We start from the raw sequence: 26,549 nt of genomic DNA on the forward strand, positions 1-26,549 counted from the left end.
GCGACGAACGGGAGGACACCATGTGCCTGGCCGTGCCCGGCAAGGTGGTCGGCATCGAGGAACGCGACGGTACGCGCATGGCGCGGGTCGACTTCGGCGGTGTGGTCAAGGACGTGTCCCTGGCCTACGTGCCGGAGGCGGACGTGGGCGCCTACGTCATCGTCCATGTGGGCTTCGCGCTGCAGCTCCTTGACGAGGAGTCGGCCGAAGAGTCCCTCAGGCTGTTCGAGGAACTCGGCCTGCTGGAAGAGGAGTTCGGCGACCCATGGGCGCGGGCGGCGGCCGAGGCCGGTACCAGCCGGCCCGATACGGCCGGCGTCCCGCGCGCAGCGCAGGTTGCGGCGGCGACACAGGAAGGCGCCCGATGAAGTACATCGACGAGTTCAACGACCCCGAACTGGCCCGTCGGCTGCTCGACGACATCCACGCCACCGTCACCCGACCGTGGGCGATGATGGAGGTCTGCGGCGGGCAGACGCACTCGATCATGCGGCACGGCATCGACCAGCTGCTCCCCGACTGCGTCGAGCTCATCCACGGGCCCGGCTGCCCGGTGTGCGTCACACCGCTGGAGATGATCGACAAGGCTCTGGAGATCGCCTCCCGGCCCCACGTCGTCTTCTGCTCCTTCGGCGACATGCTCCGCGTGCCGGGAACCGGCCGCGACCTGTTCCGGGTGAGGAGCGAGGGCGGTGACGTACGCGTGGTGTACTCCCCGCTGGACGCCCTCACCCTCGCGCAGCAGAACCCCGACCGGCAGGTCGTGTTCTTCGGCATCGGCTTCGAGACCACGGCACCGGCCAACGCGATGGCGGTCCACGAGGCCCGGCGTCTCGGCATCGCCAACTTCAGCCTGCTGGCCTCTCATGTGCGCGTACCACCGGCCATCGAGGCGATCATGCAGGCCCCGCACTGCCGCGTCCAGGCGTTCCTCGCGGCCGGCCATGTGTGCAGCGTGATGGGCACCACCGAGTATCCGCAGCTGGCGGACCGGTACCGGGTCCCCATCGTGGTGACCGGCTTCGAGCCGCTGGACATCCTGGAGGGCGTCCGCCGGACGGTCCATCAGCTCGAACGGGGCGAGCACCGTGTGGAGAACGCGTATCCCCGCGCGGTGCGGGCCGACGGCAACCCGGCCGCTCAGCGCATGATCGAGGAGGTGTTCGAGGTCACCGACCGCAGCTGGCGCGGCATCGGGACGATCCCGGACAGCGGCTGGCGGCTGTCCGACGCGTTCCGGGCGTACGACGCCGAGCACCGCTTCGACGTCGCCGGCCTGCGGACGTGCGAGTCCACCGAGTGCCGCAGCGGCGAGGTGCTCCAGGGCCTGATCAAGCCGAACGAATGCGGCGCCTTCGGCACCCTCTGCACCCCCCGGACCCCGCTCGGCGCGACGATGGTGTCCAGCGAGGGTGCCTGCGCCGCCTACTACCTGTACCGGCGCCTGGACGCGACCGCCGTGCCCGCGCCCTCGAAGGAGGCGACCCCCATTGGCTGAGACCACAGAGCTCACGGGTCCGACGACCGCCGGACTGCCGCGACTTGCGAATCCTGCCGAATGGTCGTGTCCGGTGCCTCTGCGCGACCACCCGGTGGTGGTCATGGGACACGGCGGCGGCGGAGCACTCTCCGCCGAACTGGTGCAGCACCTCTTCGTCCCCGCGTACGGCAGCGTGACGCTGGCCGGCCTCGGCGACTCGGCCGCCGTGTCGCTGGGCGGCGCCCGGCTCGCCTTCTCCACCGACTCCTACGTGGTGCGGCCGCTGTTCTTCCCGGGCGGCTGCATCGGCGACCTGGCGGTCAACGGCACCGTCAACGACCTGGCCATGAGCGGCGCCCGGCCCGCCTACCTGTCCTGCGCGTTCATCCTCGAAGAGGGGATCGAGCTCTCGGTCGTGGGCAGGGTGGCGCAGGCCCTGGGAGCCGCCGCCTCGGCCGCGGGTGTCGCCGTCGTCACGGGCGACACCAAGGTGGTGGACGCGGGTCACGGCGACGGTGTCTTCATCAACACGTCCGGGATCGGGCTGATCCCGGGCGGCGTCGACATCCGCCCGCAGCGCGCCGTACCGGGCGACGTGGTGATCGTCAGCGGCCCGATCGGCATGCACGGCGTCGCGATCATGAGTGTGCGGGACGGCCTGGAGTTCGGCGTGGACGTGGCGAGCGACACCGCGCCACTGGCCGGTCTGGTCGAAGCGATGCTGGCGGTCACCCGGGACCTGCACGTCCTGCGGGACCCCACACGGGGAGGCCTCGCCACGGCACTGCACGAGATCGCGACCGCCTCGGGTACCGGGGTCGTTCTGACGGAGCGCAGCGTGCCGGTGCCGGAAGCCGTGGCGGGCGCGTGCGGTTTCCTCGGGCTCGACCCGCTGTACATCGCCAACGAAGGCCGTCTGGTGGCGTTCGTTCCCCGGGAGCAGGCGGACGCCGTACTCGCCGCGATGCGCGCGCATCCCGAGGGGGCGGAAGCAGCCGTGATCGGCGAGTGCGTGGCCGAGCACCCGGGAATGGTCGTGGCCCGTACGGGACTGGGCGGCACAAGGGTGGTGGACCTGCCTCTGGGCGAACAGCTGCCTCGTATTTGCTGAGCGCCCCCTGGGGAGTAGTCAAGCCGGCGTCCTTGCGGACCGGGCAGGCCTCCGCTCGGTCCGTCCGGTCTCTTCCTGCGCCGGAGTCAGCGCCCCGGAGACCGCACGACGGTGTCTCGTACTGCGCGGACCTCCGCCAGCAGATCGTCCACCACGGACTCGACCAGGCCCACCGCCCGCCCGACGGCAAGGCGTACGGGTGCGCTGAGGCCGGTGCCGACCTCTGTCTCGTCGTCCGTGGTGCACGCGTGTGGTTCGCAGCCGACGATCAGTGTCCGGGGCAGATTTCCGTTCAGGTGGCGAGCCAACGCGAGCACCCTGACCGGGTCCATGCCGTGCGCCTCGGGGGCGGGTTCGCCGGCGGGCTCTTCCGGTTCGATGACGTAGAGGGTTCCAGGGGCCTGCCCGCGCGGGGCGGCATCCACCAGCACGGCCGCGTCGTAGCCGTCCCCCAGTGCATACGCCAGGTCCATGCCGCGGATGCCGAAGTCCGCGATGTGCACGCCCGCTGGACGGGGTCGGGTCAGCAGCACGGCCGCCACTTCGGGGCCGAACGCGTCGTCGCCCAGGAAGATGTTGCCGATGCCCGCGACGAGAACGCGCGCGTCGGAGGTGCGATCGCCGGCCTCGCCCAGCGGTTCGAGTTCCGCCGGCGAGAAGAAGAAGCGGTGCGCGATCTGGGCGCCGGTTCCCAGGTCCCGGCCAGGATCGCCGTCCAGTGTGACGCTGACATGGATACGGCCTTCGAGATCCTCCTCCACGGTGGCGACCTCGGCGGTCCGCCCGGCCAGGGCCATGTCGAAGATGTCGGCGCGCTGCCGCGGCCGCAGCCGGACGCGGCTGCCGCGCCGCAGGACGGTGCCGTCGACGGTCACGGTGCGGGACAGAGGGCTCGACTCTGTGCCTTCTTCCTGTCGGACGGCCGTCATGCGTCCCTCCTCTCGAGCGGCCGTCATGCGTCCTCCAGTGGCCGGAACTCCCGGATGGTGCCGTGCAGTGCAGACAGCTCTCCGGCGGTGAGCGCGGTGCAGCGCTCGAGGATGTCCCGGCTTCGCGGGTCGGCGGCCGCCATCTCCTCCCGCTCCTCGTCGGTCATGCTGATCACGCTGAGCACGAGCAGCTGGTCGATCTCGGTGCCGTCGAACATGTCTCCGGGGCTCTCGGGGGCCACCTGCGGGTAGTCGGGGAGGGTGATCGGCGAGGACAGCACGGTGTGTCCGCCCTCGTCCCCGACCAGTACCGGCCAGGTGCCCTGGTTGTCGCACTTGCGTACGGCATCGCGGAGGTGTTCCGGCGGGTCGGTGAGCGAGACGAAGGCCCCGCGGTCGCTGTGGAGCACGGCGTGCGTGGACACGAGGGCGTACCGGGCCGCACGGTCGCGTGCGCCCCGGGCATCGGGCTCGGGCTGCGGGCACGGAGTGGTGTTGATGATTTGTACTGTCAGTCGCACCGTCCGGTCGGCTACCCGTACGGCTTCCAGCCGCACGATCCCGGTGAGCCGCTTCCAGGTGCGCAGCAGTGCGCCGACCTGCTGTCCCTGTTCGTCGTGGACGGGCTCTCGGTCACTGCCGGCTGGGACCGCGATGCGGACCGCACGCGGAAGAGCGAGCAGTTCGGCCACGGTGGTGGACGGCAGCCACAGGTCCCGCTCGGTGGCCTCCTGCCATGTGACGTATCGACGGCCCTGCACGGTGATGCTGTCGACCGGCCTTGGGCCGTGTGGGCCCTCTTGAAAGACTGTGCGGTCGACGACGTGCAGGAACCGCACACGGACGGTCAGGTCGGCATCCGGCTCGCCATGCAGCAGGCTCTGGGTCTGGATGCGGCACGGTTCGCCGAGCGCCTCGACGGTGGTCCGCGGGTAGACGGCGCCGAAGGTCCAGCGGCGGGTGTTCTTCAGCGCGGATCTGCTGTACGGCCACAGCAGATATCCCTCGTAGAGGCAGGTCCGGGCGATCTTCTCGACGGCCTTGTCCGCAGCCGCCTCGACGGCCTTCTCGACGGTCTTCTCCACAGCCGTCTCGGCGGCGGTCCTGTCTAGGGCGTCCATGCTGCTCCTGCGGTGTCTGCTGCGGTGGGGGCGGCGATCCTGTCGAGCAGGTCGCACACTGCCTCGTCCCAGGTGGCGAGGGCGTTTCGGGCACGATGGGCGTCGAGGCGGTCCTGGCCCGCGCGGGTCAGCCGGATCCAGGCGTGGTCCCCCGTCGCCTCCTGCCACAGCGTGCGGGGCAGCAGGAACGAGGCGTCGCTGTTCCACGAGATCTGAGCGGTGCGCAGGGCTCCGTCGGCCGCCGTGTGGAAGACGGTTCCGCTGAAGAGGAAGTCGAGCGGTACCTCTCCGTCCCGTACCGCCCGGACGTACTTGACCACGGCGAGTTCGACCCCGCAGGGGCAGGGCACGTGGAGGTCGAACACGGTGCTCTCGTCGAAGGGCGGGACCACGGAGGACACCTGAGTCCACGTGACCGGCCGGAGCGTGGTGGCCCAGCGCTCGGGGGCCCCGAAGATCTCCGTGAGCCGCTCCTGGGCCGGGCCGTCGTACCTCCGGCGGGCCGGGGCGATGCGGATCGCTGTGTGCAGCAGGACCGAGCGGACCGGTCCCCCGCCGACGCGGCGGATGAGGATCTGGAAGCCGAGAGTCGGAACCGCTGTGTGGGCGAGCGGACGGGCTCCGACGACCTCGAAGTCCAGGTCCGGGCTCACGGCATGCATGCCGCTCACGCCGGCGAGATGTTCGGCATGCCGGGCATGACCGGGTTGCGGGACCTGGCGCAGATGCCGGTGGAGCGACGGGCCGTGGAACGGCCGTCCGGCAGATGGCCGGGCATCCGCTTGTAGTGGCCTCTGTGGTTGCCGCGGCGTACGCCGGCAACGTGTGCCGTCTTGTCCGGCTTGACGTCCGGCTTGCCGACCTTGATGTTGCTCATGATCCACTCCTGGTGACCAGGTCCTCGAAGAAGTGCTCGATGTGCTCCCGCACGTCGGGACCGCCGCCGATCCCCTTCCAGTGCGTGCGGATGACGGCGGAGAGCCGGAAGCAGTCGTCCAGCGGCAGCAGCCAGTTGCGCGGGGCGCTGCCGGTGCGGTCCGCCAGCAGGGCTTCCACGTCTTCTTCCATACTGCGCAGCTCCGGACGGGACCGCTCGATCTCGGACCACGTCCCCGGATCCACGTCGCCACGCATGGTGCCCAGCGGATTGGGATAGCGGGCGGTGACCGCCCCGGTGGCACCGCTGCGGACGAAGAACACCAGGTCGACCGGGATGCCGAGGGCGGCCCATCGGAGGTCGTCCAGGTCCAGGCCGTCCAGCCGCGTCCGGCGATCCGGAAGGAGGCGGTAGTGACCGCCACCTGCCTCCTTGTGGTCGAACAGCAGGGCGCAGGCCCGGCAGGCACAGGCGATCGCGTCGGAACGGACGTCGAGCAGATGCCGGTGGGTGGACGGCAGAGGCTCGGCGCACAGATCGCAGCGCTCCTGGTCCCCGGCACGGCCCTGCCGCTCCGCGAGGGCGGGACGCGGTACGCCGAAGCCCTGACGCTGTGCGAGGCTGCGCAGCCGAGGCGATGAGAAGGTCCTGGTCACGGCGTGTTCCCGGCTCCCCCGCGCAACGGCGTCAGCAGGGCTTCGACGGGGATCAGCGTCCTGCGCGACGCCGGCTCCGGCTGGATCGCGTCGACCCGCTCGATCTCGGGAGCGGCGACCGCGAGGATGCCCTCCACGGCCGCTGTCCCGGAGCCGCAGCATGCGCCGCCTTCCGGCAGCCTCACCCGCGCCACCCGCCCTTCCACACCCACGAGTTCGACGTCACGCCGTCCGGCCTGTTCCAGAGCCCGGCGGATGCGCTGCTCGGCCGGGAGGGGATGGAGGTCGTGCACCAGCAGCACATGGCCGACCAGTTCGTCCTCGGCACAGGCTTCCGCCGTCTCCGTACCGGCGAGACGGTCCATGATCCGGCCCAGACACTCTCCGTAGAGGTCGATCAGGGCCTGGACGGTCTCGACTGCCCGGGCGCGGGCGGCCTCGTCGGTGATGGCGTCGAGAGCGGAGAGCAGTGTCTCGATGCGAGCGACGTGCTCACGGGCACGGTCGTCGTCCCAGCGCATTCCCGGCTCCCTATGCCCTCGGGCCGAATGTGGGTGAGTGGAACCGCTCGATGGTGCGTCCCCCGCCGACGTACATGTGCACGCCGCACGGCAGGCACGGGTCGAAGCTGCGCACGGTGCGCATGATGTCGATGCCCTTGAAGTCGTCCGGACCGTTCTCCTCGAAGATGGGGGTTCCCTGGACCGCGTCCTCGTACGGGCCGGGTGTGCCGTAGGAGTCCCGTGGGCTGGCGTTCCAGGGTGTGGGCGGGTACGGCTGGTAGTTGGCGATCTTGCGGTCGCGGACGACCAGGTGGTGCGAGAGTACCCCGCGCACCGCCTCGTGAAAGCCGACGCCGATCGTGTCGTGCGGGACCTTGAAGTCCGTGAAGACCTCCGTCCTGCCTGCGCGGACCTCTGCCAGGGCCCGCTCGCAGAAGTACAGCGCCATGGCCGCCGCATACGCGATGAAGTAGATCCGGGCCCGGTTGCGCTCGATGGTGTTGGGGAACGCCGGCGGCCTCCACTCGAGCCGGGTCTCCGCCGTCTTGGGAGTCTTCGGCAGATCGATCTGCACCGATTCCCCGGTGGAGCGGACGTACGGGGTGCTGACCAGGCCGCTGATCGCGGTGGACCACAGCCGCGCGAGCGGGCCGCCGCCGGTCTCCAGCGGCAGATGCTCGCCGCTGCGCTGGTCGAACCAGCGGGGGCTGACGACCCAGCTGTACTTGCCGCCGTTCAGATCGCGCTTCTGCGGTGCGGGGAGGGTGGTCTGGTTCCACGGGTGGCGTTGGTCCACCGGGTTGCCGAGCGGGTCGTGGGTGACGAACCGCTCCTCGTTCGCCCAGTCCTCGTAGTAGGAACTGCCGAGCAGGATGCGCATTCCGAGGTTGATGTCGACGAGGTCGTTGGTGACCAGCTCGTTGTCGACGATGATGCCGGGCGTGACATACATCGCCTTGCCCCACTCGTTCATGTGCCGGTAGTCGTAGTCGACCCTGTCCGGGTCCTGGAAGCAGCCCCAGCAGGCCAGCAGGGTCCGGCGCCGGCCGACCTCCTCGTATCCGGGGAGAGCCTCGTAGAAGAAGTCGAAGACGTCGTCGTTCATGGCGACGGCCTGCTTCACGAAGTCCATGCACCGCATGAGCCGTACGAGGTAGTCGGTGAAGACCTGCGGGGTGGCGACGGTTCCGACGCCTCCCGGATACAGCGTCGAGGGGTGGACGTGCCGGCCCTCCATCAGACAGCACATCTCGCGGGTGAGGCGGCTCATCTGCAGGGCCGCCTTGTACATCTCGCCTTCGAAGGGGTTGAACGCGCGCATGATGTCGGCGACGGTGCGGTAGCCGTGCACATGGCCCCGTGGCGCCTCGGTGGTCTCGGCGCGCCGCAGCACACTGGGGTTGGTCTCCTTGACCATGCGTTCGCAGTAGTCGACGAAGACCATGTTGTCCTGGAAGATCGTGTGGTCGAACATGAACTCGGCCGCTTCTCCCAGATTGATGATCCAGTCCGCGAGCGGCGGCGGCTTCACCCCGTAGGCCATGTTCTGCGCGTACACCGAGCACGTCGCGTGGTTGTCACCGCAGATCCCGCAGATCCGGCTCGTGATGAAGTGGGAGTCCCGGGGGTCCTTGCCCTTCATGAACACGCTGTAGCCGCGGAAGACGGAGGACGTGCTGCGGCACTCGACGACTTTCCGGTCCGCGAAGTCGACCTTGGTGTAGATGCCGAGGTTGCCGATGATGCGGGTGATCGGGTCGAACGCCACCTCGGTCAGCTGGCGGCCCGGCTCGGTCGTGGTCACAGGTCCGTCCTCTCAAACGGCAGTGGAGGGTCAGCCGCGGGGCCAGCGCGGCTGGTAGCCGCTGGTCAGCTCGGGGCGGTTGTGTCTCCACCGGGGTTCCTTGTTGACGCTGTAGTTGGTCAGGGAACGCATGGTGCGGATGAAGGGCCCATAGGCGTTCATGATCATTGAGGACAGGCTGCCGCCCGGTGGCTCGTCCATGAAGGGCATGAACTTGTCGGGGAACCCGGGCATGGTGCAGGCGATGCAGATCCCGCCGACGTTGGGGCAGCCGCCGACGCCGTCCATCCAGCCGCGCTTGGGGACGTTGCAGTTGACCACCGGGCCCCAGCAGCCGACCTTCACCAGGCACTTCGGCGAGTTGTAGTCCTTGGCGAAGTCACCCTGCTCGTAGTACGCGGCCCGGTCACACCCCTCGTGCACCGTCTTCCCGAACAGCCAGGTGGGCCGCAGCTGGTCGTCCAGCGGGATGGGCGGCGCCAGCCCCGCGGCCTGGTGGAGCACCCACAGCAGCGTCTCCATGAAGTTGTCCGGCTGCACCGGGCATCCGGGGACGTTGACGATGGGCAGTCCGCCGGCGGAGCGGAAGTCCTTGCCGAGGTAGTCCGCGAGGCCCATGCAGCCCGTGGGGTTGCCGGCCATGGCGTGGATGCCGCCGTAGGTCGCGCACGTGCCCGCCGCCACCACGGCCCAAGCCTTGGGCGCCAGCCGGTCGATCCAGTCGTTGAGGGTGATCGGCTCTCCGGTGTCCGGGTCGTTGCCCATCGAGGTCCAGTAGCCGTCACCGTTGATCTTCTCGTTGGGAATGGACCCCTCGACGACGAAGATGAACGGCGCCAGTTCGCCGCGCGCCGCCTGGCGGAACGGCTCCACGAAATCGTCGCCGGTTTCGTAAGCGAGCACCTTGTTGTGCAGGTGCACCTTCGGCAGCCCGGGGATGGCTCCGAGCAGCACGTCCTCCAGGCTCGGCAGCGACGCCGCGGTCACCGAGACGGTGTCGCCATCACAGCTCATGCCTTCGGAGGTCCACAGGATATGGATTTCGTCGAATCCCGGCACTGCCTGCTCGAAGCTCATGGATATCCCCTTGCTCATGGGTATTCCCTTCCGAATCACCCCGCGCTTGATGAGAAATACCCGTTGCGTGTGCCACGCGGTCGCATACCGGCGCCTGTCACCCGACCGCTGTGTGGATTCACCGGATGCGACCCGTAACCCACTCTTCGGCCGCCGCTACCAGGCCGACCTGCAGCGGAAGCATTCCCCTGCACAACACGAACGGCGGAAAAAGAGGCCACTCGATTGAGCGTATTCGGCCGATCGGCTGCGTGCTGCGCGACTCGGATATCGGCTGCCTGGAGCAAGGTGCGGATCACCTGAAGCCTTATCAGATCCGCAGAAAGGGCTGTTTCGTGGAGTTGTCCGTTGACGGGCGTCGCCGAATCGAGCGCCAGAGGTCAGTGCGTCGGATCCCGTGTCGCGCCTGGCATTGCGCCATGGCCGTGGTGATCGCGCTGGCGATTGCGGCTCTGGCACTGGTCACAGCGAGGCCCACCGCCGCGGCAACGGCAGGCGACGAGGTGTGGACGTGGGGCCGTAACCAGTACGGTCAACTGGGAAACGGTTCCGTCAACGCGGCCGGCGAACCGGTCGCGGGACTGGCCTCGCTGCCCGCGGGCACCCGCGTGACGCAGGTGAGCGGCGGTTACGGGTTCTCGGAGGCCCTCACATCGACCGGGCAGGTCCTGGCCTGGGGTCAGAACGACGTGGGCCAGCTGGGAAACGGATCCTTCACGAACAGCAGCGTTCCGGTCAGCGTCCAGGTGCCGGACGGTACGACGATCACGGCGATCGCCGTCGGCGACGACCACATCCTTGCGTTGACCTCCACCGGCCAGGTCCTGGCCTGGGGGTACAACGAGTGGGGTCAGCTGGGCAACGGCACGAACGATGAGAGCAACGTGCCGGTACCGGTCGATCTGCCGGACGGTACGACCGTCACGGCGATCAGCGCCGGTGCGGGCCACAGCCTGGCGCTGACCTCCACCGGCCAGGTCCTGGCGTGGGGAGAGAACGACTTCGGCCAGCTGGGCGACGGCACCAGGACCGACCGCTCAGAGCCGGTCGAGGTCCAACTGCCCACCGGCACCACCGCCACCGCCATCGTCGGCGGTGACGACCACAGCCTGGCGCTGACCTCCGCCGGGGACCTCCTTGCCTGGGGGTACAACGTCAGCGGCCAACTGGGCGACGGCACCACCACCACTCGCACCGCACCGGTGACGGTGCACCTGCCCACCGGAACCAGCGTCAGCTCCATCGCCGCCGGCAGCGGCTTCCAGAGTTTCGCCATCACCACGTCCGGATCGCTCCTGGCCTGGGGAGACAACTCCTACGGCCAGCTGGGCGACGGCACCACGACGAGGCGTACCGAGCCGGTGTCGGTCCAGTTGCCTGCCGGTACGACGGTGACGTCCGTCGACTCGGGCGACGATCACACCGTGGCGCTGACCTCCGGCGGCCAGGTCCTGGCCTGGGGATACAACCGCTACGGCCAGGTGGGCGACGGCACCACCACGAACCGGACCGAGCCGGTCGAGGTCCAGTTCGGCGCCCGCACCGCCGCCACCCGCACCGCCGACGTCCGCACCAAGCCGGAGCGGGTCCTGCAGCCCGCCGGTGCCACCGTCGTGGCGATCGGCGTGGGCAGTTATCACAGCCTCGCCATCGCACAAACAGCGCAGAGCACGACCACATTGACGGTCGATCCGGAACAGCCCCAGGCCGGCTCCCCTGTCACCTTCACAGCGACGGTGACCTGCACCCTGGGCATCCCGGCCGGAACCGTCACCTTCACCGACAACGGGCAGGACATCGGCTCCGCCACGCTCGAGGACGGCACCGCCACCCTGGTGATCGATGATCTCGCCGAGGGCGAGCACACCATCACGGCCAACTTCGCAAGCGACCTTGGCTGCCCGGCTTCGAGCTCCGGACCCGTCACGATCACCGTCACCGCCGGATCCGGACCCAGCCCGACTCCCACGACAGGGCCGATTTCCCCGCCGGCCCCCGGGCCGGCTCCCGGCGAGGCCACGCCCGGGCCCTCCACGAGCGGCTTCACCCCGCCCACGTACGGCGGCCTTGCCGACACCGGCACAACGGCCTTCACCCCAGGCCTGATTGCCGCGGCCGCCGGCACGCTCGCAGTGGGCGGCCTCATGCTGCTCATTCGACAGCGGCGGCTGCGGAGGCGCTGAGGACGCACATGCAGTTGCTGGGCCGTCACGATCGGGCGGCCCAGCGGCTGCGTACCGCACCCAGCCCTGCCGTGGTGCCCGTGAGGAACCGGTCTGGATTGCGGCACACAATCGATGGATATGCTATTTACGTTTTGCGAGAATATCGATATCGCTTGTGGAGGCACCCGTGCGAGAACCGCGCGCCCGACGCTCGGAACTGGCCACCCCAGCCAGCAGCGAGCGCATGTGCGAGAAGGCCGCCAGCTCCGGCGCCGACCTCGCCTTCCTCGATCTCGAGGACGCCTGCGCACCCTCCGCGAAGGAGGCGGCGCGCGGCATCGCCGTGGCCGCGCTCACCCAGCTGGACTGGGGACGGACGGTCCGTGCCGTCCGCGTGAACGGTCTCGACACACCGTGGTGCCACGGCGACATCATCGAGGTCGTCACGGGCGCGCGCGAGGCGCTCGATGTGCTCATCGTCCCCAAGGCGCGAACAGCCCGCGACGTGTGGTGGGTCGACGTCCTGCTCACCCAGCTGGAGACCAGGCTCCGGCTGCCCCGGCCCGTCGGCCTGGAGGTGCTCATCGAGGAGGCCGAGGGGCTGGCCAACGCGACGGAGATAGCCCGGTCGAGCCCACGCCTCGAGGCGGTCATCTTCGGCGCAGGCGACCTATCGGCGTCGCTGCGGGCGCGCGTGGACGGAAACTTCGACCCACTCGGCGAGTACCCCGGCGACTTCTGGCACTTCGCTCGCACGACGGTTCTGGCTGCGGCGCGCGCTGCGGGCATCGACGCGATCGACGCGCCGTATCCGGACTACCGCGACGCCGAGGGGTATCGCAGGTCCGCCGCGCACGCGAGCCTGCTGGGTTACGACGGAAAGTGGGCGATCCACCCCGGCCAAGTGCCCATCGCCAACGAGGTGTTCGCTCCGACCGCCGAGGAGGTCACCGAGGCCCGCGAGGCCATGGAGATCTACCGCAAGTCCGAGGCGGAGGGCGTGGGCGCGATCGGACGCGACGGCAGGCTCGTCGATGCCGCCCACATGCGCCTCGCCACGAACGTGCTGTACAAGGCTTCGCTGGCACGAGAATCATAATTTCACTAATGGAGAGTTACGCTCTTTTCATCGCGCCAGCAGTGAGTACACTGCAGGCATGGCTGATTCCCTCTTGGTGACCGATCGGATACGCCGGCTCGAGGGCAAGGTCGCGGTGGTCACCGGCGCCGGCTCCGGCATCGGCCGGGCGGCCGCCGTGCTCTTCGCACAGGAGGGCGCGAAAGTCGTCTGCGCCGACATCAGCGGCCGGGAGAAAGAGGCGGCAGCCTCGATCGGTGACAGTGCGGTCGCGGTGCACGTCGATGTCGCCAGGTCAGACGACGTGGCCCGCATGATCGACACCGCCGTGCAGGAGTTCGGGCGGCTCGACGTGCTCTTCAACAACGCCGGATTCGGTGGCCCGCCCCACCCGCTCACCGAGTTCGACGAGGCCACCTTCGACAGTCTGATCGCGGTGAACCTCAAGGGTGTCTTCCTCGGCATGAAGCACGGGATCCCGGCCATGCTCCGCGGCGGCGGGGGCTCGGTCATCAACACCGCCTCGACGGCAGGCCTCGTGGGCTGGAAGGGCAAGGCCGTGTATGCGGCGGCGAAGGGCGGGGTCGTGCAGCTCACCAAGTCCGCCGCCCTCGACTTCGCCACCCAGGGCGTGCGGGTCAACGCCATCTGTCCAGGCATGACATGGACGGGGCTGGCCGCCGCCGCTGCGGACGGCAGCTCCTCACCACCGCCCGAGTCACGCCCGCCCCAGCCGATGGGCCGGTGGGGCATGCCGCATGAGCTGGCAGCCGCCGTGCTCTTCCTCGCCAGCGACGAGTCGTCGTTCGTCACCGGGACGGCGATCCCTGTTGACGGCGGCTACGTCGCCCGCTGACACGGAGGTGACGATGCGCTTCATCTTCCACTATCCCGAGACGAACGGGCCCGACGGCGACGTCCTCGACGCCGGGCCGCTGCGTGAGGTCGCGGTGACGGCGGAGCGGTCCGGCTTCGACGGGCTGTCGCTCAGCGAGCATCCGGTGCCAGGGGCCCGGTGGCTCGCCTCGGGCGGGCATCAGACACTCGACCCCTTCGTCGCGCTCGCCTATGCCGCCGCAGCGACGGAACGCCTGCGGCTGCTCACGTATCTGGCGGTCTCGCCTTACCGGAACCCGTTCCTCCTCGCCAAGGCCGCGGCGACGCTCGACAAGCTCTCGGGAGGGCGCCTGTTCCTGGGGCTCGGCACGGGGTACCAGAAGAGCGAGTTCCACGCCCTCGGTGTCGACATGGAGGAACGCAACGCCCTGTTCGACGAGGCCCTCGACGTACTCCCGTTGCACTGGAGCGGAGAGCCGTTCAGCTACCAGGGGCGGCACTTCAGTGCGCGTGACGTGATGGCGAGACCCCGGCCGGTCCAGGATCCCATTCCGGTCTGGGTGGGCGGCAACTCGAAGCTCAGCCGTCGCCGCGTCGCCGAGCGGGCGCAGGGGTGGATGCCGATGTCCGGCGGAGCGCAGCTCAGCGCCACCGCTCGCACTCCCAGCCTGGGTTCGGTGCGGGAACTCGCCGTGGCGATAGCCGAGTTGCGGGATGCCGCGGCCGCGGCCGGGCGTTCCGAGCGCGTAGACGTGCTCTACTCCTACCAGGGCCCGGGGATCCAGGCGCCGGCCGTCGAGCCGGACCGCCATCGGGAAGCGTTCGCGGAGCTCGAGAAGGCCGGCGTCACCTGGGTGGTCGTGTCGAGCGGCACCCGCACACTCAGGGCCACGTCGGAGTTCCTCGAGGCCTTCGGCTCGACGTACCTGTCGTGACGGCGGGAAGGGGGGCAGCGCGCGTGGGATGGTTCGAGGAGCGTGGCGGGCTCGCAGGCACCGTCGCCGTCGTCACCGGCGGGGCGGGCGGTCTCGGTGAGGCCATCGTGTCCGACCTGGCTGCGGTCGGCGTCCGCCCGGCGGTGCTCGACATCGACGGCGAGGCGGCCGACGGGCTTCGCCGGTCGCTCGCCGAGCGGGGTTGTGAGGCGATCGTGCACCGGGGCGACGCCCGCGATGCCGACGCGTTGTCGGCGCTGTTCGCCGCCGCGGACGAGCGCTGGGGCCGGCTCGACACGCTCGTCAACGTCGTCGGGGGCACCTTCCGGGCACCGTTCACCGACACCACCCCGAGGGGCTGGGACGCGCTCTTGCGCACCAACCTGCTCCACGTACTGCATGCCTGCTCCCTCGCCGCCCCGCGGATGCGGGCGGGCGGGCGCGGCGGCAGCATCATCAACCTCACGACGGTCGAGGCGCACCGGGCGGCGCCGGGATTCGCCGTCTACGCGGCCGCCAAGGCGGCGGTGGAGCATTTCGCGCGGACGCTCGCCGTCGAGCTCGCCCCGGACGGCATCCGGGTCAACAACGTCGCCCCGGACTACACCCCCACGCCCAACATCCTGAAGATCTCAGGCGGCGACGAGTCGCTCTCGACCCCCACCGGCGTCCGCGTCGCCATCCCCATGGGACGGGTGGGACGCGTCACGGACGTGTCGAACTGCGTGGTGTTCCTCGCGTCGGAACTGTCTGCCTACGTCACCGGGACCACTCTCCACCCCGACGGCGGCACGTTCGCGTCAGCGGGATGGTTCAACTGGCCGGATTCCGGCTGGGCCAACCATGCCCCGCCGAGCCTTCTGAAACACGTAGTGCCGGGCGACGGGGAAGCGTGACCAGGGCCGATCCGAGCGCCGGCCCTGAAGCGTCCGTCCGCCCGTGAACGCCCGCGACAGCGCCGGCCGGCGTCCTACCAGGCGCCCTACTGACCGCTCAGGCGCGCGGCGATCGGAGCGAAGCTGTCGATCTGCGCCTGCTGGACGGTGACGTAGTTGACACCGAGCTCCTCGCGGCGCTCCTGGAGGCGCTCGACGATCTCCTCGGCGGAGCCGACCAGGACGTTCGGGTGGTCGAGCAGCCCCCCTGAGGGGACCCGCATCAGCTTCGCCACCCGCGCGGCGGCGGTCCCCGGGTCGTCGGTGACCTCCGTGAAGAACGGAGAGCTCTCGATGTCGAGGGCGCCGAACCGGTCCCCGGCCGCCTCCCTCACGTAGCCCAGCCGGCGGGCGGCCTCCTGCCGGGGCGACAGACCGTGCGAGTTCACCGGCTGGAACGGCACGTTGGAGATACTCACGATGTCCGCCTCGCGGGCGGCCAGGGAGAGCACACGCCTGCGGCCGCCGCCGATCATGATCGGGGGATGTGGGCGCTGGGCCGGAAGCGGCAGTCCGGCATAGCCCGACACGTTCACGAACTCGCCCTTGGCGTCGAGCTCCTGCCCCGACCAGTGGGCCTTGACGAGCGCGACCACCTCCTCCAGCTTCGTGACGCGCTGCGGGGCCGGCCCGAAGTCGAGCCCGATCGCCCGGTACTCGGGGGCGGACCAGCCGGCTCCGATGCCGAACTCGAGCCGTCCCTCGGAGAGCAGGTCGATGGTGGCCGCCTCCTTCGCGAGCACGGCCGGGACGTGGTAGTCGACGCAGAAGACACGGCAGCCGATACGCAGCGTCCGCGTGACCGCCGCGGCGGTCGCCATGGCCGCGATCGGCGCGAGATGCTGCGGGACCTGGCTCGCTTCGCGGCTCGCGGGGCCCGGGCCCAGGTAGTGGTCAGCCGTGAAGAGAGTGGAGAACCCCAGATCCTCGGCCTTCCGGGCCAGATCGCGCCATTCGGCGGCAGACCTCGCCTTGGTCGCCTGCACGGCAAAACGGAACGGACGCACGGTCGTCGTCTGCATCCGCTGAAAATATCACATGCATCAATCGAAAACAGAGGTGTTGACTACTGGATATGACGTTCTTCTAATAGAGAGGACACGTTCTACTCACACCGCAGGCCGAAGGGGCGCGAGGGTGGCCAAGAGGACGAGGTTCGCCGAGTACGAGAACCGGTATGCCAACTACCGCTTCGAGCTGAGTGAGGAGGGCATCCTGTTCATGCAGTGCCACACCAACGGCAAGAGCCTGGTGTGGGACTGGAAGGCGCACGACGACATGGCCGACGTCTTCGCGGACATAGCAGGCGACCGGGAGATCAAGGTCCTGATCCACACCGGCACCGGCGAGAACTACAACGCCGACTGGGGTCTGCTGCCGAACGGACAGCAGCCCGAGGAGCCCGTGTACCAGCTGATGCCCGGCGAGCGCGGGCTGAACAAGCTGGACGAGAAGGCGTGGTACTCCCGCAATCTGACCTTCAATGTGCTCGATGTCGACGTGCCGATGATCAGCGCGGTCAACGGCCCGTGCAACATCCACTCCGAGGTCCCGCTGATGGGCGACATCGTCCTCGCCTCCGACGACGCGTGGTTCCAGGACGTGTCGCACTTCCCGCGCGGCCAGGTGCCCGGCGACGGCCAGCACGTCATCTGGAACTTCCTCGTCGGCCACAACCGCGGGCGCTACATGCTGCTGACCGGCAAGAAGCTCAGCGCCCAGGAAGCCATGGAGTGGGGCGCCGTCGCCGAGGTACTGCCCAAGGAGCAACTCCTCGACCGGGCCTGGGAGCTGGCCCGCGAACTGGCGAAGCGCCCCCCGCTGGTGCTGCGCTACACCCGCCAGCTGTTCACCCAGGAACTCAAGCGGGCCTTCCTCAACGAACTCGGCCATGGGCTCGCCCGCGAGACCTACGCCCAGCGCGCGTTCTTCCCCTTCGGCGGGGAGATGGAGCCACTGGACCGCCCATGGGACGACCGCCCCTGGTCGGACTGATGCCCGTGCAGGCGCTCGAAGGCATCAGGGTCCTGGACCTCGGCACATTCATCGCCGGGCCGTTCTGCGCCACCGTGCTCGGCGAGTTCGGCGCCGAGGTCATCAAGGTGGAGCGCCCCGGCACCGGCGACCATCTGCGCCGCTTCGGCACCGACACCGACTGCGGGGACACCCTGGTCTGGCTCAGCGAGGGCCGCAACAAGCGGTCCGTGACGCTCGACCTCGGCGACCAGCGCGGCAGGGAGTTGCTGCGGGAGCTCGTCGCCGGCGCGGACGTCGTGATCGAGAACTTCCGGCCCGGGGTGATGGAGCGGTGGGGACTCGGCTGGGAGGAGATCCAGGAACTGAATCCGCGCGCGATCCTGCTGCGGGTGTCCGCCTACGGGCAGTCCGGGCCCTACCGCGACCTGCCCGGCTTCGCCCGCATCGCCCACGCCTTCTCGGGCCTGGCCTACCTCGCCGGGGAGCCCGACGGACCGCCGGTGACCCCCGGCTCCACCTCCCTGGCCGACTACACCACCGGCCTGTACGGCGTCATCGGCGTCCTTCTCGCCCTGCACGCCCGGGAGTCCACCGGCGCAGGGCAGTGCGTGGACCTCGCGCTGTACGAGACGATCTTCCGCCTGCTCGACGAACTGGCGCCCGCCTACCAGCAGTCCGGCTACGTACGGGAGCGGATGGGCGCCGACACCGTGAACGTCGTCCCGCACAGCCACTACCGCACCAAGGACGACCGCTGGATCGCCATCGCCTGCTCCAACGACGACATGTTCGCCCGGCTGGCCCGGGCCATGGATCGCCCGGAGCTGGCGGCGGACGACCGGTTCGGCCCCAAGGAGGCCAGGCTCGCGGCACGGGACGAGGTCAACGCGCTGGTCAGCGAGTGGGTCGGGTCGCTCACCCGGCAGGAGGTTCTCGGCCGGTGCCGGGCGGGGCAGGTCCCGGCGGGGCCGCTCAACTCGATCGCCGACATCTTCGCGGATCCCCAGTACGCGCACCGCGGCACGATCCGGCTCCACGACTCACGGATCGGCCCGCTGGCCGTCCCCGGGGTACTGCCCGCGCTCTCCGGGACGCCGGGAGAGATCCGCTGGCTGGGGCCGGCCCTCGGCGCGGACACCGACGCGGTGCTCGGCGGGATTCTGCACCGCACGCCCGCGGAGATAGCGCGACTGCGGGACGACGGGATAGTCTGACGGAAACGCCATTCTCCGTATACAAGAGCCTCATAACAGGGAAGAGAGAAGGGCTGCAGGATGACCGGTATTCAGGAACGGCTGGCCACCGGGAAGGGAAAGTTCACCCCCAACTTCCCTGAGCTCGGCACCGCTCCGGTGGACTACGAGGACTCGATCTCTCAGGAGTTCTTCGAGGCCGAGCGGGAGGCCGTCTTCCGGCGGTCCTGGCTCAAGGTCGGGCGGATCGAGCAACTTCCCAAGCGGGGCAGCTACTTCACCCGGGACCTTCCCGGCCTCGGCTCGATCGTCGTCGTCCGCGGAACGGACGACACCGTGCGGGCCCTCCACAACGTCTGCGCCCACCGCGGCAACAAGCTCGTCTGGCAGGAGCATCCGCAGGAGGAGAGCCAGGGCACCTGCCGCGCCTTCACCTGCAAGTACCACGGCTGGCGCTACGGGCTCGACGGCAAGGTCGCCCACATCACCAACGAGGACCAGTTCTTCGACCTCGACAAGAGCGGCCTGCGCATGCCGCCGCTGCACTGCGAGGTGTTCGCCGGCTTCGTCTTCGTCAACTTCGGCAAGGACGCCGAACCGCTGCGGAGCTTCCTCGGCGAGCGCCTGCTGGAACTGGAGAGCTACCCGTTCGGCGAGATGACCCAGCACTTCGGCTACCGGACCCGTATCAAGGGCAACTGGAAGCTGTCCATCGACGCCGTCCTCGAGTGGTACCACCCGCCGTATGTGCACGCCCGGTTCATCGACCCCGACGTGAGCAAGGCGGAGAAGCTGGTCCCGCCGGTCGACGCCTACCACTACGACATCTTCGACCCGCACATGCTCACCTCCGTGCCGGGCCCGCGCCCGCTGCCGCCGCGCCGGCCGGGCGAGCTCGGCCCGGCGGAGCGCAGCCAGAAGTGGATCTACCGTCTCTTCCGCGCCGGCCTGTTCGGGCCGGACGACGTCCCGGACGTCGGCCCGCTGCCCGAAGCGCTGAACAAGGGCGACATCCGGTCCTGGGGCAACGACTCCTTCTGGTTGTTCCCGAACTTCTCGGTGCAGATCTGGGCGCGGAACTTCTACATCACGTACCAGTACTGGCCCGAGGCGGTCGACTCGCACACCTACGAGCTCGACATCTACTTCCCGCCGCCCAAGAACGCCCAACAGCGGCTCGCCCAGGAGCTGGTCTCCGACAGCACCATCGAGTTCGCCATGCAGGACTCCAACACCGTCGAGGCGACCCACTCGGCGCTTGCGACCCGCGCGAACCAGCAGTTCCACCTGTCCGACCAGGAGCTGCTCATCCGCAACTTCCACAAGGTCATCCGCGACGCGGTGGACGCCCACCGGTCGGCCGAGAAGTAGGAGGAGCTCCGGTGACCACCGCCGCTCGGGCCCTGCCCGAAGCATTCCGCGACCTCGAACCGTACGTCGCCGACTGGGCGCTGCCCACCCGCCAGGAGCGGTACGACATGCGTCTGTCGAAGCCCTTCGAGGAGCTGGTCGAGTTCTACGACGCCGTCGCCCCGCGGGCGGAGGAGGCGATCGACCACCTCGACGCCCTCGGTCTGAACGCCCTGCCCGAGGAAGCCACCCGGCTGCTGCGCCTGCTCTACTCGCTGGTCCTGGTGTCGTACGCGGTGAACGTCTTCAAGCAGCCCCGCATCCCCGACTCCGGCTCGGCGTTCTTCGACACCGTCGCCGAGCCGGCCGTCTGACGCGGTCTGACCGCCCGACCGTCCGACCAGTAACAGGAGGAGCGATGGACAGCACGGACGTACCCCGCACCGAGAAGCCGTCCCGGCTCGTGCACCGCACACCGAAGCAGGACGGGGAGGGGGTCGCGTGAGCCGGCGCCGCACCGCGCTCGTCACCGGCGGCGCGTCCGGCATCGGGCGGGCCATCGCCCTGCGCCTCGCCGAGGACGGTTACGCCACCGCCGTGCTCGACCTCGACGCGGAGGGAGCCGAGAAGGTGGCCTCCGAGTGCCGTGAGAAGGGGTACGAGGCGGTCGCCTTCGGCGGCGTCGACGTGTCCGACCGGGCCCAGGTGAACGCCGCCGTCCAGCGGGTGCGTGACACGCTCGGGCCCGTGCTGGCCCTCGTCAACAACGCCGGTGTGACCGGAACCAGGGCGTTCTTGAAGATCAGCGACGAGCAGTGGGACCAGCAGCTCGCCGTGAACCTGAGCGGTCCCTTCTACCTGTGCCAGGCGGTCCTGCCGGACATGATCGAGGAAGGCTGGGGGCGGATCGTGAACATCTCGTCCTCCAGCTTCCACTCGGGACAGCCGTACATGACGCACTACGTGGCGGCCAAGTCCGGTCTCGTCGGCCTCACCAAATGCCTGGCCCTCGAATTCGGCCCGCACGGCATCACGGTGAACACGATCCCACCCGGCTTCATCGACACCCCGATGCTGCGCGAGTCGGAGCGCAAGGGCCTGATCGGCGGCTCGGTCGACCATCACGCCGGGCTCACGCCGGTACGGCGCCCGGGCCGGCCCGAGGACATCGCGGCCGCGTGTGCCTTCCTGGTCTCCGAGGAGGCGGGTTACGTCACCGGGCAGGTCATCGGAGTCAACGGCGGTCGGAACACCTGACGCCGTCACCGCCGCCGGGGCATAACGCGGGGTCGGCGCCGTGGTCTTGACCGGCGCCGACCCCGCGTTCTGTTGGCCGCTTCGCCGACACCCATGCCCGTCTCGGCATGATGCCGGGAGCAGGCACCACCGTTCTACGATCAGCCGGCCCACGCACGCCGCCACCCTCGACGAAGCGCACCGAGGACCCCAGACCATGCGGTCTGGGGTCCTCAGCCTCCACCCACGGGCGCGGATTCAGCCGGAGGCTTCGTCGTGGCGGTACACCTGGCCGCCCTTCATCACGAACCGGACGTCCTCGGTCACACCGATGTCGGCCAGCGGGTCGCCGGGCACCGCGATGACGTCGGCGAGGAGTCCGGCCTCGAGGCGGCCCCGGTCGTCGGCGTCGATGAGTTCGGCGGCGACGGTCGTGGCCGCCCGGATCGCCTGCAGGGGCGCCATGCCGCGGTCGACGAGGGCGACGAGCTCCTTGGCGCCCTTGCCGTGCGGGATCGCGGGCGCGTCGGTGCCGCAGGCGATGCGGACCCCGCGCTCGATGGCCTGGCCGATGGTGGCCCGAGAGCGGGGGAAGACGTCGGCTGCCTTGGCCTGCAGCTCGGGGGCCGCGTGCGAGACGTCCATGCCCTCGGTGAGGTAGGTGGTCGCGACGAGGAACGTTCCGCGCTCCACCATCAGGTCGAGCGTCTCGTGGCTCGCGAGGGAGCCGTGCTCGATGCAGTCGATGCCCGCGTCGAGCGCGGCACGGATCGCGGTGTCGCCCATGCAGTGGGCGGCCACCTTGAGGCCCGCACGGTGGGCCTCGTCGACGATCGCCCGCAGCTCCTCGTCGGAGTACTGCTGGGCGCCGGCCGGACCGGTGTGCGACATGACCCCGTTGGAGGCGCAGACCTTGATGACCTGCGCGCCGTGCTTGATCTGGTAGCGCACCGCCTTGCGGACCTCGCTGACCCCGTTGGCGATGCCCTCTTCGACGCTCAGCTCCATGATGTGCGGCGCGAACGCCTGGAACATGGTCGGGTCGAGATGTCCGCCGGTGGGCGTGATGGCGTGGCCCGCGGGCACCACCCGCGGGCCCTCGATCCAGCCGAGGTCGATCGCCTTCTTCAGGGCCACGTCCAGGAGGAGTCCACCGGTCTGCACGAACAGGCCGAGGTTGCGCACCGTCGTGAATCCGGACCTGAGTGTCCGGCGCGCGTTGGCGACGGCGCGCAGGGTGCGTACGGCGGGGTCGTCCTGCACCGGGTTGAGGGGGCTGCGGTGGTCGGGGCCGCCCAGGAGAAGGTTGACTTCCATGTCCATCAGCCCCGGCAGCAGGGTGAGGTCGCCGAGATCGAGCACCACGGCGTCCTTCGGCACCGAGGTGGGTGCGACCTCGACGATGCGCTCCCCCTCGATCAGGAGCTCCCCCGGCCGGACGTACTCGCCCTTGTCGACGTCGAGCAGGCGGGCGGCGCGCAGGAGGACGGGCGGTTGCGGTGTGCGGGGTCGGGGCATCGTGCGGCTCCTTCGATCGTTCGGCCAAAGGGGACGTCGTCCGCGGGCCGGCATACGGATCGACCGAGGTCGCGGCCTGGCGGGCCCGCGGCTCACCTGCCGGATCGGCGACCGGCCTCGCGCGCGGGCCGATGCCGGCGGGCCGAAAGGGTCAGACGGCGGGTTCGAGGATCGCGTCGATGCTCGACGGGCCGGCGTCGGGGACCCTGGGCTGGCGCCACGCCTCCACCGGGAAGGCGACGGTCACCAGCGAGCAGAACAGCCACAGCAGGCGCGTGTCCTCCTCGGATATGTCGTCCATCTCGACCTTCTCCAAGTAGGAGGTGCCGGACTCGAGAAGCGGGAAAGCGGCGTTGTAGAAGGCGTCGAGCTCCTCCATGGTGCTGGCGATGCGCTTGGCGTAGCGCGCACTTTCGCTCGGGATCGCCCAGTCCGCGAACGGCTCGAGGCCGGCGAATTCGGGGGGAAAGACAGTGGCCATGGTTGGTCTCCTCGGATCAGGAAGCTGCCTGCGTCTGGACCTGCCGCTGCTGGTGATCGCGCACGTACTGGTACGTGGTGTTGTGGAGGTGACGCAGCAGGACCTCCTGGTCGTTGAGCGGGAAATCCGTCACCGCCCGCGACTCCAGCATGGTCTGCGTCGCCTCGAGGGTGTTGCCGTCCTGGAGGCCGTACTCCTTGAACGAGACGACGGCGAGCTCCTGTTGCAGGCGCTGGAAGGCGTTCTTCGGCGGGACGAAGTAGCACGTCCCCTCGAAGATGTGGGTGTTGTAGGACGTCGGCCAGTAGTGGTAGGTGAGCACCCAGTTCGGCCGCCAGATCAGCAGCATGAAGTTCGGGAAGAACACGAAGGAGTCCATGCCCCAGCGGGGGTCCCGGGTCGGGTTGACGGCAGGTGGCAGATCCTCCGTGGCCATGCCGATGTCGGGCGCGTCCCAGGGACCGAAGAGCCCGCTGCGCAGTGCGCCCTCGATCGGCTTGACCATCTTGCGGTCGAGCGGCGGCGCGATGCCGCCCCAGGACGACACCATCCCGTGGGGGCCGTCCACGTCGTAGGAGAGCGCCTCGTAGCCGTACTTCTGGATCTTGCGCCGCTCCTCGGCCATGTACTGCCCGCCGTGCAGGATCGGCGCGTGGTAGAACTCGGCGAACGCGTCGATGAACAGCTTCCAGTTGCTGCCGATCTCGGCGCGGTACTTGTGCACCTGCGTCAGCTTGTCGAACGGGTAGCCCTCGATACCGGCCGCGAACTTGCCGAGGTAGTCGCGCAGCGGCGTCTTGTTCTCCGGATCGAGGTTCACGAAGATGAACCCCTCCCACACCTCCGCCTGGACACCCTTCAGCCCGTAGTCGGACTTGTCGAGGTCGAAGAACTCGCCTTCCTGCTGGACGAAGGTGAGTTTCCCCTCGAGGTCGTAGCGCCAGGCGTGGTACTTGCAGGTGAACTGCCGGCAGACCCCGCTCGTCTCCTCGCGCGGGAAGTCGTTCCACACCAGCTTGTTGCCGCGGTGCCGGCACACGTTGTGGAACGCGCGCACCTCGCCGTCCGAGCCCCTCACGACGATCACGGACGCGCCCGCCGCGTCCAGCTCCTTGGTGAAGAAACTCCCCTTCTTCGGCAGTTGCTCGACGCGGCCGACGTTCAGCCACGTCCGGCGGAAGATCGCGTCACGCTCCAGCTCGTAGAACTCGGGGGAAATCGAGTCCTCGAACGAGAGGGGCTCCGTCCCGATCTTGAAGTGCTGGGTCCAACTGCCCGCATCGGGCTTGGGGAAGTGCGCCATGGATCTGCCCTCCGGTCGGTTCCACAGAGCTCGACGATAACATGGATACCTGATTGAGAGAATCCCGTTCTCGGCAGGGATCGTCAACCCTTTCTGTGAACAGGTACGCCATGAGCGAGGGGGAGATCCTGGTGATGTCGTCACTGGGTCCGGCGTCCAGGCGGCAGCGGCGACCCGCGCACGGCGCGCGGAACCGGAAGCGGCTCAACCTGGGCGGCTCGCGCTCGGCTTGGCCACCGGCCACCGACAGAGGACCGCGGAGCGCTCAAGGGTGTTGACCCGGGGCGAAAGACCACCCACGGGACGGCTGGCATGCTCTCCGACGTGCTGAGCGAGAACCAACAGCACAGCAACTACTTTGCTTGCAGTACCAAACCGGGCTGGTTCCAACCCGGCTGGTGTTGATCGTGTAAGACCTGTCAGTCCGCTGGGCCGCAGGCGACGTGAGCCAGGAATCCCCCTGCGTCAGCTGGGGGAGGGTTCAAAACGTTGCAGGTTCGCGGTCAGGTGTTCCCGGCCGATGGGGCAGCTCGCCGCTCCGGAACACCTCGGTGACGTCCATCGAGCCGATCGGAGCGGCGGCCGCGGCCAGGGCCTGAGCCTTGAACGCCCGTGCGGCCACACTCAACCGGTGCCGCACCGAACCGGCTCCGTCGTCGTCGATGTCCGCAGTCCGCCGGTCGCCGCAGAACCTGACGTCATCCGCGCCTGACTCGATGGCCTCCAGCACCATCTGCCGGACTCGCGCGTCGGATCCGTACAGATCCGTGTCGACCATGACGGCCTGCGGTCCCGGATCGAGAGTCGGCGGCGCCGCCAACCAGGTGTCGAGATCGGCGGCTTGGGCCCCGAGGATCCGCAACGGCCGGGGATCGGCATGGTCCGTGGTGAGGACTGCGGCGTCCCAGCCGGCCATCACCTGATCGAACAACCAGCCTCCGGCGGACCGCACCACCCCGGCCGTGGTCGGCGCGACCACCACGAGCCATTGCCTCAGGAATCGCCCGCCGACGGGACCAGCTGCCGGGTGAGTGACCTGGCGTACTCCTGGAAAACCTCGTCCAGCGGAATCGAAGGGTCGAGCAGCCACGATGTCTCCATCCCGTTGAGAAACGCGATGATCTCCACGGCCTTCACGGCCGGATCCAGGTCGGTGCGGTACGTGCCCGTGTGCTGGCCCCGCCGGATCTCCTCGGCGACGATGTTCACGGCGGACCGGTATCTGCTGAGGAAGCGTCCGTGCAGCGGGGCGTCGGAGTTGAGGTTCTCGATCAGGAGCACGGCGAACATGCTGACCAGGTCCGGCGCCTGCCGGAACCGCTCGGCGCGCCCTTCGATGCGCTCGATGATGTCGCCCGGCAGATCCCTGCTGGCCTCGTCATAGGCGTCGCGGGCGTCGAGTACGGCATGCAGCAACTGCTCCTTGGACTCGAAGTGATGGAGCAGGCCCGCCGAGCTGACGCCCGCCTCACGGGCGATCTGCCCGAGCGTGATGCTGCGCCACCCGTTCCGCGTCAGCAGCCGCTGAGCGACCGTCAGAATTCGCTGCCTGCGCTCCTCTCCCTTGGCCAGGAGCGTGGCATACGGCCGTGAACTGGACACCGGGCCCCCTTCAACCAACCTACTGAATCGACAGTAGGTTGGTTACCCAGGCGCGACAAGACTCTCACCCGAACGAAACCTGACGCCGCCCGACGCGGCCTCGCGACCATGTGCCGTCTCACGGCCCGGGCCCCGCGGCAGGGCGCTCCGTGACAGGCAGAAGCCCGGCTCGCGCCACGCGCCGGGCCGGGCTCGTTCAGCTGTGACTTGTGGGCCTACTGACCTGCTGACCTACTGCAGCTTCTGCTTCATCTCGTCCAGTCTCGCGAGGATCGGGTAGCCGGTGACGCTCAGCGCGTTGCCGTGGCCGGTCTGGTGGATGTCGAAGACGGACTGGATCGCGGCATGGAAACCCTGCACGTCCAGCGTCTGGTTCACGGC

At 69.2% G+C, this 26,549-nt stretch carries 27 protein-coding genes; 13 read left to right on the plus strand and 14 right to left on the minus strand.

Translation table 11 applies throughout. The features are described from left to right. The first annotated feature begins 20 nt into the window (after positions 1–20). Genes ACWD4J_RS33715 through hypE form a run of 3 tightly spaced genes read left to right on the plus strand, consistent with a single transcriptional unit; the run spans position 21 to position 2,591 of the window. Positions 21–368 (plus strand): HypC/HybG/HupF family hydrogenase formation chaperone, encoded by a 348-nt coding sequence (locus tag ACWD4J_RS33715; RefSeq protein WP_451399288.1) that lies wholly within the window; start codon positions 21–23, stop codon positions 366–368. Further along, a complete protein-coding gene (gene hypD / locus ACWD4J_RS33720) occupies positions 365–1,498 on the plus strand; it encodes a hydrogenase formation protein HypD (RefSeq protein ID WP_451399289.1) in 1,134 nt (377 codons plus the stop codon). The genes ACWD4J_RS33715 and hypD overlap by 4 nt, the downstream gene beginning before the upstream one ends. Further along, positions 1,491–2,591, plus strand: a complete 1,101-nt coding sequence (hypE, locus tag ACWD4J_RS33725) for a hydrogenase expression/formation protein HypE (RefSeq protein WP_451399290.1) — start codon at positions 1,491–1,493, stop codon at positions 2,589–2,591. The genes hypD and hypE overlap by 8 nt, the downstream gene beginning before the upstream one ends. Before the next feature lie 86 nt (positions 2,592–2,677). Here the strand turns inward: hypE and ACWD4J_RS33730 are convergent, their stop codons facing one another. Genes ACWD4J_RS33730 through ACWD4J_RS33765 form a run of 8 tightly spaced genes read right to left on the minus strand, consistent with a single transcriptional unit; the run spans position 2,678 to position 9,576 of the window. Then, on the minus strand, positions 2,678–3,520 hold the full coding sequence (locus ACWD4J_RS33730; protein ID WP_451399291.1) for a hydrogenase maturation protease: 843 nt from the start codon (positions 3,518–3,520) through the stop codon (positions 2,678–2,680). 23 nt (positions 3,521–3,543) lie between these two features. Beyond that, on the minus strand, positions 3,544–4,641 hold the full coding sequence (locus ACWD4J_RS33735; RefSeq protein ID WP_451399292.1) for a hypothetical protein: 1,098 nt from the start codon (positions 4,639–4,641) through the stop codon (positions 3,544–3,546). Further along, positions 4,629–5,303, minus strand: coding sequence for a DUF6084 family protein (locus ACWD4J_RS33740; RefSeq protein ID WP_451399314.1), 675 nt, complete (start codon positions 5,301–5,303; stop codon positions 4,629–4,631). Before ACWD4J_RS33740 ends, ACWD4J_RS33735 begins: the two co-directional genes overlap by 13 nt. A gap of 5 nt (positions 5,304–5,308) precedes the next feature. Continuing rightward, entirely contained in the window at positions 5,309–5,518 is a 210-nt protein-coding gene (locus ACWD4J_RS33745) for a hypothetical protein (RefSeq protein WP_451399293.1), read from the minus strand. Further along, entirely contained in the window at positions 5,515–6,174 is a 660-nt protein-coding gene (locus ACWD4J_RS33750; protein ID WP_451399294.1) for a DUF5947 family protein, read from the minus strand. The genes ACWD4J_RS33745 and ACWD4J_RS33750 overlap by 4 nt, the downstream gene beginning before the upstream one ends. After that, positions 6,171–6,695, minus strand: coding sequence for a NifU family protein (locus ACWD4J_RS33755; protein ID WP_451399295.1), 525 nt, complete (start codon positions 6,693–6,695; stop codon positions 6,171–6,173). Before ACWD4J_RS33755 ends, ACWD4J_RS33750 begins: the two co-directional genes overlap by 4 nt. Positions 6,696–6,705: 10 nt before the next feature. Continuing rightward, positions 6,706–8,481 (minus strand): nickel-dependent hydrogenase large subunit, encoded by a 1,776-nt coding sequence (locus ACWD4J_RS33760; RefSeq protein ID WP_451399296.1) that lies wholly within the window; start codon positions 8,479–8,481, stop codon positions 6,706–6,708. Positions 8,482–8,511: 30 nt separating this feature from the next. Then, complete coding sequence (locus ACWD4J_RS33765; protein ID WP_451399297.1) at positions 8,512–9,576, minus strand: NADH-quinone oxidoreductase subunit B family protein; 1,065 nt, start codon at positions 9,574–9,576, stop codon at positions 8,512–8,514. Positions 9,577–9,977: 401 nt separating this feature from the next. Between ACWD4J_RS33765 and ACWD4J_RS33770 the strand changes: the two genes are divergently transcribed. From ACWD4J_RS33770 to ACWD4J_RS33790, 5 genes are all read left to right on the plus strand, one after another. Beyond that, entirely contained in the window at positions 9,978–11,741 is a 1,764-nt protein-coding gene (locus ACWD4J_RS33770) for an RCC1 domain-containing protein (RefSeq protein ID WP_451399298.1), read from the plus strand. A 169-nt stretch (positions 11,742–11,910) separates the two neighbouring features. After that, complete coding sequence (locus ACWD4J_RS33775) at positions 11,911–12,822, plus strand: HpcH/HpaI aldolase/citrate lyase family protein (RefSeq protein ID WP_451399299.1); 912 nt, start codon at positions 11,911–11,913, stop codon at positions 12,820–12,822. Positions 12,823–12,880: 58 nt separating this feature from the next. Then, complete coding sequence (locus tag ACWD4J_RS33780; protein ID WP_451399300.1) at positions 12,881–13,657, plus strand: SDR family NAD(P)-dependent oxidoreductase; 777 nt, start codon at positions 12,881–12,883, stop codon at positions 13,655–13,657. Positions 13,658–13,670: 13 nt separating this feature from the next. Continuing rightward, entirely contained in the window at positions 13,671–14,573 is a 903-nt protein-coding gene (locus ACWD4J_RS33785; protein WP_451399301.1) for an LLM class F420-dependent oxidoreductase, read from the plus strand. A 23-nt stretch (positions 14,574–14,596) separates the two neighbouring features. Next, positions 14,597–15,469: an SDR family NAD(P)-dependent oxidoreductase gene (locus ACWD4J_RS33790; RefSeq protein ID WP_451399302.1), complete on the plus strand. Its 873-nt coding sequence runs from the start codon at positions 14,597–14,599 to the stop codon at positions 15,467–15,469. 86 nt (positions 15,470–15,555) lie between these two features. On the opposite strand, the gene ACWD4J_RS33795 is transcribed toward ACWD4J_RS33790, so the two are convergent. After that, a complete protein-coding gene (locus ACWD4J_RS33795; protein ID WP_451399303.1) occupies positions 15,556–16,530 on the minus strand; it encodes a TIGR03621 family F420-dependent LLM class oxidoreductase in 975 nt (324 codons plus the stop codon). A gap of 115 nt (positions 16,531–16,645) precedes the next feature. Between ACWD4J_RS33795 and ACWD4J_RS33800 the strand changes: the two genes are divergently transcribed. From ACWD4J_RS33800 to ACWD4J_RS33820, 5 genes are all read left to right on the plus strand, one after another. After that, a complete protein-coding gene (locus ACWD4J_RS33800; protein ID WP_451399304.1) occupies positions 16,646–17,503 on the plus strand; it encodes an enoyl-CoA hydratase/isomerase family protein in 858 nt (285 codons plus the stop codon). Further along, positions 17,476–18,699, plus strand: coding sequence for a CaiB/BaiF CoA transferase family protein (locus tag ACWD4J_RS33805; protein WP_451399305.1), 1,224 nt, complete (start codon positions 17,476–17,478; stop codon positions 18,697–18,699). Before ACWD4J_RS33800 ends, ACWD4J_RS33805 begins: the two co-directional genes overlap by 28 nt. Positions 18,700–18,759: 60 nt before the next feature. After that, on the plus strand, positions 18,760–20,049 hold the full coding sequence (locus ACWD4J_RS33810) for an aromatic ring-hydroxylating oxygenase subunit alpha (RefSeq protein WP_451399306.1): 1,290 nt from the start codon (positions 18,760–18,762) through the stop codon (positions 20,047–20,049). 11 nt (positions 20,050–20,060) lie between these two features. Then, the gene (locus ACWD4J_RS33815) at positions 20,061–20,402 is read left to right on the plus strand and encodes a hypothetical protein (RefSeq protein ID WP_451399307.1); all 342 of its coding nucleotides are present in this window, start codon (positions 20,061–20,063) and stop codon (positions 20,400–20,402) included. 127 nt (positions 20,403–20,529) lie between these two features. Further along, positions 20,530–21,285 (plus strand): SDR family NAD(P)-dependent oxidoreductase, encoded by a 756-nt coding sequence (locus ACWD4J_RS33820; RefSeq protein ID WP_451399308.1) that lies wholly within the window; start codon positions 20,530–20,532, stop codon positions 21,283–21,285. Between the two features lie 237 nt (positions 21,286–21,522). Here the strand turns inward: ACWD4J_RS33820 and ACWD4J_RS33825 are convergent, their stop codons facing one another. The 5 genes from ACWD4J_RS33825 to ACWD4J_RS33845 all read right to left on the minus strand — a co-directional run bounded on the left by ACWD4J_RS33825 (position 21,523) and on the right by ACWD4J_RS33845 (position 26,168). Then, positions 21,523–22,782 carry an amidohydrolase family protein gene (locus tag ACWD4J_RS33825; protein WP_451399309.1) on the minus strand — a complete coding sequence of 420 codons (1,260 nt, stop codon included), beginning with the start codon at positions 22,780–22,782 and terminating at the stop codon, positions 21,523–21,525. A gap of 151 nt (positions 22,783–22,933) precedes the next feature. Then, a complete protein-coding gene (locus tag ACWD4J_RS33830; RefSeq protein ID WP_451399310.1) occupies positions 22,934–23,263 on the minus strand; it encodes a hypothetical protein in 330 nt (109 codons plus the stop codon). Positions 23,264–23,279: 16 nt separating this feature from the next. Next, a complete protein-coding gene (locus ACWD4J_RS33835; RefSeq protein ID WP_451399311.1) occupies positions 23,280–24,566 on the minus strand; it encodes an aromatic ring-hydroxylating oxygenase subunit alpha in 1,287 nt (428 codons plus the stop codon). Between the two features lie 481 nt (positions 24,567–25,047). Then, on the minus strand, positions 25,048–25,548 hold the full coding sequence (locus tag ACWD4J_RS33840) for a hypothetical protein (RefSeq protein ID WP_451399312.1): 501 nt from the start codon (positions 25,546–25,548) through the stop codon (positions 25,048–25,050). Between the two features lie 11 nt (positions 25,549–25,559). After that, entirely contained in the window at positions 25,560–26,168 is a 609-nt protein-coding gene (locus ACWD4J_RS33845; protein ID WP_451399313.1) for a TetR/AcrR family transcriptional regulator, read from the minus strand. Positions 26,169–26,549: the final 381 nt, after the last annotated feature.

This window comes from Streptomyces sp. NPDC002577, assembly GCF_053594815.1.